Source organism: Pseudoalteromonas sp. SANK 73390 (assembly GCF_054966645.1).
In genome coordinates, this window is record NZ_ARPN01000169.1 from 1 (window position 1) to 7,423 (window position 7,423).

General features: G+C 45.1%; 11 protein-coding genes. All 11 read right to left on the reverse strand.

The features are described from left to right. Positions 1-157 precede the first annotated feature (157 nt). Entirely contained in the window at positions 158-349 is a 192-nt protein-coding gene (locus tag SANK73390_RS19145; protein ID WP_462767963.1) for a hypothetical protein, read from the reverse strand. Then, positions 339-584 carry a hypothetical protein gene (locus SANK73390_RS19150; RefSeq protein WP_462767964.1) on the reverse strand — a complete coding sequence of 82 codons (246 nt, stop codon included), beginning with the start codon at positions 582-584 and terminating at the stop codon, positions 339-341. The genes SANK73390_RS19145 and SANK73390_RS19150 overlap by 11 nt, the downstream gene beginning before the upstream one ends. Further along, positions 578-976: a Mor transcription activator family protein gene (locus SANK73390_RS19155; RefSeq protein ID WP_462767965.1), complete on the reverse strand. Its 399-nt coding sequence runs from the start codon at positions 974-976 to the stop codon at positions 578-580. Before SANK73390_RS19155 ends, SANK73390_RS19150 begins: the two co-directional genes overlap by 7 nt. Beyond that, positions 969-1,616 carry a gp16 family protein gene (locus SANK73390_RS19160; RefSeq protein ID WP_462767966.1) on the reverse strand — a complete coding sequence of 216 codons (648 nt, stop codon included), beginning with the start codon at positions 1,614-1,616 and terminating at the stop codon, positions 969-971. Before SANK73390_RS19160 ends, SANK73390_RS19155 begins: the two co-directional genes overlap by 8 nt. 10 nt (positions 1,617-1,626) lie before the next feature. Continuing rightward, complete coding sequence (locus tag SANK73390_RS19165; protein ID WP_462767967.1) at positions 1,627-2,244, reverse strand: DUF3164 family protein; 618 nt, start codon at positions 2,242-2,244, stop codon at positions 1,627-1,629. 8 nt (positions 2,245-2,252) lie between these two features. After that, a complete protein-coding gene (locus tag SANK73390_RS19170; protein WP_462767968.1) occupies positions 2,253-2,927 on the reverse strand; it encodes a DUF7168 domain-containing protein in 675 nt (224 codons plus the stop codon). Further along, positions 2,920-3,282 carry a hypothetical protein gene (locus SANK73390_RS19175; protein ID WP_462767969.1) on the reverse strand — a complete coding sequence of 121 codons (363 nt, stop codon included), beginning with the start codon at positions 3,280-3,282 and terminating at the stop codon, positions 2,920-2,922. Before SANK73390_RS19175 ends, SANK73390_RS19170 begins: the two co-directional genes overlap by 8 nt. 2 nt (positions 3,283-3,284) lie before the next feature. Further along, positions 3,285-4,439 carry an ExeA family protein gene (locus tag SANK73390_RS19180; RefSeq protein WP_462767970.1) on the reverse strand — a complete coding sequence of 385 codons (1,155 nt, stop codon included), beginning with the start codon at positions 4,437-4,439 and terminating at the stop codon, positions 3,285-3,287. Positions 4,440-4,442: 3 nt separating this feature from the next. Further along, positions 4,443-6,239 carry an IS21 family transposase gene (locus SANK73390_RS19185; protein ID WP_462767971.1) on the reverse strand — a complete coding sequence of 599 codons (1,797 nt, stop codon included), beginning with the start codon at positions 6,237-6,239 and terminating at the stop codon, positions 4,443-4,445. After that, positions 6,236-7,153, reverse strand: coding sequence for a hypothetical protein (locus tag SANK73390_RS19190; protein WP_462767972.1), 918 nt, complete (start codon positions 7,151-7,153; stop codon positions 6,236-6,238). The genes SANK73390_RS19185 and SANK73390_RS19190 overlap by 4 nt, the downstream gene beginning before the upstream one ends. 4 nt (positions 7,154-7,157) lie before the next feature. Beyond that, positions 7,158-7,423, reverse strand: a 266-nt coding sequence (locus SANK73390_RS19195) for a MarR family transcriptional regulator (RefSeq protein WP_462767846.1), incomplete at its 5' end; no start/stop codon positions are given.

Genomic DNA, 7,423 nt, shown 5'->3' on the forward strand with positions numbered 1-7,423 from the left:
TCACTTTGATCCAATGTACGAAAACTCTATAGTGAATTGTGCGAAAACTGCGGGAATATGTGGGAGAGTTCGGGATTGAGTGAGAGAATATTTCAAAACAGTTTTCAATATTTCAAAATGAGCGGCGCTTTAAAATTTGCGCCGCTTTTTAGTTTTGTTAATTAATAGATGGAACGGTTGTAGCCTTTTGAGCGTAAGCATTTTCACTATATGCTGTTTGCGTTTCTTTGCCTGCATCGATCAACACCTGCATTGCATTAGCTACGTCTGCAAATGTTTGACAACCACACTTAGACAAAAACGCAGCTATATAATGTGGGGCTAATTGCTCTGCTATATTACTCTTCATGATCTTCCTCATTTATCAGGTCTAAAATCACCTTATATAAAGGTTGGGCTTCTGGTTCTATCGGTGGAAATGCTGGGCCGCCGTTGCGACCAAATGTGATTGTTTGCACGGGCTCGTTCAATTGCTCTTCTATATATACCCTTTTGCCAAACTCGAAACCGAGTAATAACGTGGTAAATAGAGCTAGCAATAATAGCCATGTGTTTACTGTGATCTCGTCGTCTGGTTTCAGCATAAAGATGGCCCCTCATCTTGTGGGCCTTTACCTTTGCTGTCATCAAACAGATCACCTTGAACCTCATCACGCTTAACTTGGAGTTTTGTACGCACAACTGTGTAAATCCATTGGACTGAACAACCAAACTTTTTAGACAACTCAACATGGTTCGTACCGTTGAACTCGGCCCAAATTTGATTGCTCATCATGATTGCGTCTATTGAACGGCCTTTACAGACGTACACAACCTCACCACCAAATGTATGGCGGATTGAATCAACAACCTTTCGCCCTATATCTAGTGCCGATTGTTCATCAACGGTTTCATTTACACCACGCATGACTAGTTCAAATATAGTGAGTAACATACCATCGCCGCGTTCTGTCACTTTGCCGTATTCATCACCCATTTTGAGACGCCTCCGAATACCTGTCAGACATAACACCAATAAACGCAATAGCTGCCTCTAACTGCTCAACGCTGCATTTTTTAAAATTGCCCAGCTCATACACAGTTTTAGTTGCTTCAATTTGGTGTGCGCTACTGAGCTTTAGCCCGCGTAAAACATTAACCAGTTCTTTGAGTTGTTCGGCCATACAACGCACATACCATTTTTTTAGCTGCTCAATCAGTGCATGAACCATAGATGCGCGTAACCACTCCAAACGCTCAATCGCCACGTTTTTATTCATCCGTTTTGCTTGGGCTTTACTCCAATTAAGTAGCGCTGTTTCCGAGCCGTCGCGTAAATAGCCACGATGGCTCATTGCTATCCACACCTGGCGCAGTTTATCCAGCGGGGTTTTGTCTTCGGGGGCTATATCACGAGTGATCGGCGAGTTTTTACCAGCACGCTTTTTAGTGATGATCTCAAAACCCTTGCTTTGCATATGTTTGAGCACCTTATCTAGTTCAGTTACTCCCATACTTTTGCAGCTATCTTTGCCAGTTAGCTCAACCAACACGGTGCGGTATAGATCATCGTCCCAGCCCAATTTGCTTTTACCAATATGGATCAGCTGTATATAACGTGATTTACTCATTTTCATAACGCCACCTTTATAGTGATTTGCTAACCAGCGGGATCTGAATCCACGCGCCCAGCTCGTTACGCTCATAAAAACGAACATACGTTTTAGTTGAGCCAAAAATAAACGCGTCATCTATTGCTTGCATACCAGCGGCCCAATCATCCGACTTATGGCTGTAACGGTACTTGCTGCGCAACTCCATGATCTTGCTTTTGCTGTACTGGCCCTCTTTGTCAGTTTCAAACGCGTTCATTACTATGTCTTTTATTAGCTGTGCTTCATCGTCTAGCTTTTCCAGCAGCCCATTAACCACACCTAAAAACAGCTCTTTTGCTATTAAAATCTCGGGGCCAAAACTTATGTCGTCGGCAACACCAACCTTTACACGGCTTTTGCCATCAAACGAGGTTAGCGTGATATTGCCCTTGGCTCCTCCAATCTCAACGTTGTAGCTATGGGCCATTTCCGCAATAAAATCGTTTACTTGCGAGTACACGCCACGTTTAAAGTGTTCATGTTCCGCGTTCAGTTGTTTTGCGCGCTGCACCAGCTCTAACACCAACGCATTTTGCGCTTTGTCGTTGTCGCTCACTTTATCTGCTGGGACTTTGTAACCACTTCTGTTTATAAAAAATTCTTGTTCCATCATTTCACCTACTGCATTGAAAGTTTTTGTTGAGATCCGCCGTTTATCGGGCGGTTGATTGAATGCTTTTTGCCTGCTTTAAACCCGTCACTTATCGCATCGCCAACATTCGCTTTTTTGCCCCTTTCCATAGCATCTTTTGTTGTTAAGTCGGGGTAATGCTTAGCTTTGTATGTTTTAACTAATGCAGATGCGCTTTCGCTCAGAGCAAAGTCTTTAACTTGCTTGCTAACGCCATAAATCCAGCCCAGCGCAAACTGGTCACCTCTTGCCACTTTTGTTGCTCGCTTGCACTGTTTAGGCTGTTTTTTAACGTAATTGCTGCGCTCAGCTTTTAGCTTTGAAAACAAAACCTCCCAGCAATAACCCGCCAATTCTGGCTGTGGCGTAACTCCAATAAAGCGAACGTCACTACCCGTAAAACTGCGTGATATAACCACTTCAACGCCAAATGCCCGCTTTATTAAATGCAGTAAATTTGCTTGATAATTCACGATGCGATTAACACCAAATGCAAAGCGGCGTTCTTCAATGTTGCTCATGTTTACATCTTCAGCACTAATGCGATGTTTCTCCATTAGCGCTTGCGCTGAGCGCATAGCTGCTGCGGCCTCGTTCTCATTCGTTGCAGACTTAGCCAGCGCTAAGCATTGCTTAATTTTTCTTAAAATTCGCTTATCCACGGGGCATCACCTGCTGAACTTTATAAAACTTAACCGAGTTGCATTTGGGGCACGCGGGGCTAAGTTGAGCACCCACATAAACCATTGCTTTGTCGCTTTCATTACCCACCCAGCCGCAGTGGCTGTTTGCGCAGGTGTAACCAGGTTCAGGGTTGGCGATGATAAATTCCCGATGCTTTTTGCCGAATACGTGATCCCAGCTTGTAACATCAACCGCGTTATTGCGCGTCAGCATGTCTTGCATTTTGCTGTCGTCGGCCAGTAGCTTGTCGGCTTCCGCTTTTGGTAGCGTGACTTGCTTTGTGATCTTGACGTTGGCAACGCCTGTGAGTGTGATTTCTACGTGTTGGCCCATTGTTAAACCCTCTGCATAAATTTTTCGTCAATCTGATAAACACCTATCGTGGCAGCCATATTCATTGCTCTTGATAGCCACACTTGCAACTCTAGTGGGTGTGTCATGTCTTGGTCTTCATCATCAAAACCAACACCTTTACCTACTCTGCCGTAGCACCTACCACGTATCGCCGATAGCGCATCATCGGTAAAAAATTTATTTGCATCTAATCCCACCCGCGTGAATTTATGCTTCATATAGTCAATCGATTTAATGCCCAGTGGCTGCATACGGATGCGGTGACAGCGCCATGTAAACTCACGCAATGCACTATTGTTGTCTAATTTTTTATCCAGCTCAGGTTGCCCAATCAACACTATGCCGATCACACGTTGGAACCCCTGCGTTATCTCCCAAATACACTTAAGCAATCGAATCAAACTCGGGGTTAAATCTTGCGCTTGGTCTATGAGTAATAAATGACGGTTGCCACTATTTGCACTCTCTATCAACGCATTAGCTATAGCTGCGTCGCGGTCTTCAGCGCTCGTTTTGTGCTTAACTTGTAACTCTCTACAAATTGCCGATGATATGGCTTCAGCCGTCATTTTTTTACGGTCAATACGCGCAGGCTCAATCACAATAATGTCTGGGTGCTCTTCTTGAACTCGCTGTAAAAATGCACGGCGCAAAATTGACTTACCACTACCGCATTGGCCTGTTAGTGCAATCATAGAGCTAGCACTTGCTGCCGCTAGTAGCTCTTCTAAAATCATATGATGAGAATCCAGCATAAATAGGTCATCCAGCGTTGATAGCTCATTCACAAACGGGTCTCGTCTGATCTTAAAATGCCGCTTTGTTGCGGGTGTTAGTCCTGGTTTTTGCTTCATCTCTTCTTCCTCCGAATCGGGTTTGTTTGGTTGCTCTGGCTCATCCCAACTAAACAAACCTAATAGCTGGTCGTCAGTTGCGCCGTGCGCCCGTAAATACTCTGTAATGTGTTGTTCAATTTCGGGCCTTTTACAGTGTTTGGGCCACTCGTTTTGTGTTTTTAAACGGCTCAGGCTAGTAGTGCTAAATTTGATACCTTTTGCCGCCAGTGCCCTTACTACTTGGGCTTGTTTTATACTCAGTACATCAAATACAACGCTGAGCTTGGTTTGTTTTGTCACGGATTATCTCGCCATTTTTAGCACTGGGGTTTCCGCTATCCCGTTGTGCAACTGCTCCAATACGTTATTTAATTCCGTTTCAACAACTGCTAGGCTTTGCAGCCATTCAACTTCTGTTGGTCGTAATCCGCGGCCTAATCGCTCGGCCACAATTATGCGCAGGTCAAGTTCGTCTAAAACTTTGCCCTTGCGCTTAGGTGCTTCACTAATTTGTTTAGCCATTGGGTTATCTGGTTGGATGGTCTCGCCCTTGGGCGTGATCCGCGTTTCGTGCTCAACGTCTTGTAAATGAGAATGCGTAACCAACTTACCGTTGAACGGTGCCGCTTTGGCTTTTTTGGCTTTCGCTATCTCATCGTCGCTCATGTTGGGGTATGCCAGCCTGTCTGCTGCTTTCACTGCGTTTTGCGTGGCATTATCAGCATGGTTTGCATAGCGCTCACCAATTACTGGTGCATCAATGCGGAACCCTGCAACGTCAAATTCAAGTGGCTTAACTTGATGGTAAACAACATCACCCAATGGAGTTTTTACACCCACCATTAAATCAGGTGATTCGCCCACAATCACAGGGCTAACCTCAACAGTCATACCGTTTAAAATGTGTTCAAGCTGCGATACGTCATACACCAGTTGCGATTTAGTAACGGGGTGGCGATAGGTCACAGTTAAGTCACCTTTTACCTTGCGGGTTTCACCATCTTTGGTAAGCAGCAAGCGGCAAATTTGCTCGTCAGGCAATTGGCGCAAACGGTGCCTATATTCGGGCTGATAAATCATTAGCCAAACATCTAATCGCGGCATTTTGTGCCGAGTATGCTTGCAGTTTTGCTCGTCAATTTTGTCGGCGTTGTATGCCTCTTGCCATGCCCACACTGTGGCGTTTAACTCGTCAACACTGCTAACTGGCTCCATCAGCAAGCGGCTTTCAAACTGGGTTTCAACCAAGTCATTGGCGTTTTCAACGCTGCCTTTTGCGCGTGGCGCGCCCGCTTTGTGCTCTTCGCATTTAACCTGCAAACTCTTCAGCACATTTTTAATGGCTTTTGAGCTGTTGGCAGAACCCTTATCCCATACCAGCATTTCAGGCACACCCATCAATGGTGAGCCGTCATGCTGTGACCAACACCACATCAAAAAGTCAAACAAGTTAGCCGTAGTCTCACCAGCCGCTTGGTAGTACTTAACACGTACCGCACCACTAAAGTGGTCGGTTAGCACGTAGCGCCAAACTCGAAGGTTTTTAACCTTGTCTAAATTGTCGGGCTTGTTGGCATAAAAGTGGCTTTCATCCATGTACGATTGCTTAAAACCTTTAATTTTGCGGTTCTTGCGCTCAGGGGGGTAATAGAGCAAACAATATGATGGGTCCACTTGGTGTACGTGGTTTGGGCCTAAGCTGCGCAATTGCACATGAGGTGTGGCCTTGTCGAGCATTTGTGTACTGGCGTTATGGCGAGCTAGTATTCGGCTGATCTGACTGGTGCTTACGCTATCATAGCCATTAGCTGCCAAAATCGACTTTGCAACTGGCACATGCATAATACGTTTACCATTTGCCCTAACTGACTGATTAAGTAGCGACACCATCACTTCTATGGCTTCATCACTCATGCTGGTGCTACCCGCATCACTGCGTTTAGCCTTGCCGCTTTCCCAGCCAAGGTTTTTTAGCCTGCGGTAAAGCGCATCTTTACTCAGCCCCAGTGTTTTACAGGCTTCTTCGCGTATCGTGCCTTTTTGGCCGTGGCCTGCGCTGTCTAGCTGTTGTGCCCAATATTCTATAGAGAGTGCATTCATTCGATCACCTCCGTACCTTCAAAACCCATTTCAGCTAGCCATTCACCACTGGGGCGCGCGTCATCCAGATCGCCATAGGTGCGGTGTATCTCGTTCCACACACCCGCTAGTTGAGTTAGTAAAATTTTGCTGTCAGCATAAAACGCAGATTTAGCGGCATCGTAGGTTTTATCGTCAATGGTGATCGTTTCTAGTTGCTCGCTGAGCACCAGCATTTGGTTAAATCCCTCACGCACTTGATTTTGGGTTTTAGCCAATGCTTCAAAAAAGTTTTTGGTTTCGCCTTTCCATTTGTCAGCAGAGAATTTTTTGCTTTCTAAAGCGGCGGTAACTTCAACTAATTTGTTTTCTTTCTCAGTTGCAGAATTACGAGAGGCCTTGAGCATGCGCTCAGTTGCATCAAGTTCTGATTTGAGTTTGTCACTATCCTTTTTGTGCTTGGCTTTTAATTCGTCTATGAGTTCCTGAACAGCTTCTTTATCACCAACTTCCACCGCTTCAGACTCAGTAATCAAAGCTTGATCTTCTTCGCTCATTTGTCGCACAGCTCTCAAGTCTTTGTAAGCTAATCCCATATTTTGGGCTGCTTCAAAAAATAGCTCTCCAAAATGACGAAGGTTGAGCAATCGCTCGTCTACATGCTGTCTACTTTCCTTGATTATATTCTTACAAACATCTTCCCAAGTGCTGATGGTCAGCAGTTTTCCATCTGGACCATGCACCGTTATTCCTTTGTATTTTTTGGAGTTTTTAATTCCATCCAATAGCTTTAATTCGCCGACCGTCAGCAGTTTTGACGCAAAGTTGAATGCTTGAGCACGGCCCAACTGCATTAAAACCTCTTGCATATCTGCCATTTCAGATTGCTGCTGCACTTTTAAATCAATCAGTGCTGTTGTTTTGTCATCACTCATGATTTCACCTCAACAAGCCGTAGTTATTGCGCTCTATCTGCAAATCGCTAATTGCAGTGCTGAATGAGTGGGCAACTGTATTGCTGACTTGTACGGGTTTTTTATGCAACCGCCAGCGGCTTTGGTTTGTGACCAAACGCTCAGCCCAGCCCGCGTGCTCTAAATTTGCTAACACTCGGTGCATATCAGAGGGGGTACAATTTAGCTCTACAGCCATTTTGCCAGCCTCAACACCGTTTATCTCATGCCCACATAGCAGCTCAATAGTTG

Coding starts and splice junctions, on each gene's coding strand:
- SANK73390_RS19190 (WP_462767972.1), bottom strand. CDS start 7,153: ATGAGTGATGACAAAACAACAGCACTGATTGATTTAAAAGTGCAGCAG.
- SANK73390_RS19145 (WP_462767963.1), bottom strand. CDS start 349: ATGAAGAGTAATATAGCAGAGCAATTAGCCCCACATTATATAGCTGCG.
- SANK73390_RS19185 (WP_462767971.1), bottom strand. CDS start 6,239: ATGAATGCACTCTCTATAGAATATTGGGCACAACAGCTAGACAGCGCA.
- SANK73390_RS19160 (WP_462767966.1), bottom strand. CDS start 1,616: ATGAAAATGAGTAAATCACGTTATATACAGCTGATCCATATTGGTAAA.
- SANK73390_RS19175 (WP_462767969.1), bottom strand. CDS start 3,282: ATGGGCCAACACGTAGAAATCACACTCACAGGCGTTGCCAACGTCAAG.
- SANK73390_RS19155 (WP_462767965.1), bottom strand. CDS start 976: ATGGGTGATGAATACGGCAAAGTGACAGAACGCGGCGATGGTATGTTA.
- SANK73390_RS19150 (WP_462767964.1), bottom strand. CDS start 584: ATGCTGAAACCAGACGACGAGATCACAGTAAACACATGGCTATTATTG.
- SANK73390_RS19165 (WP_462767967.1), bottom strand. CDS start 2,244: ATGGAACAAGAATTTTTTATAAACAGAAGTGGTTACAAAGTCCCAGCA.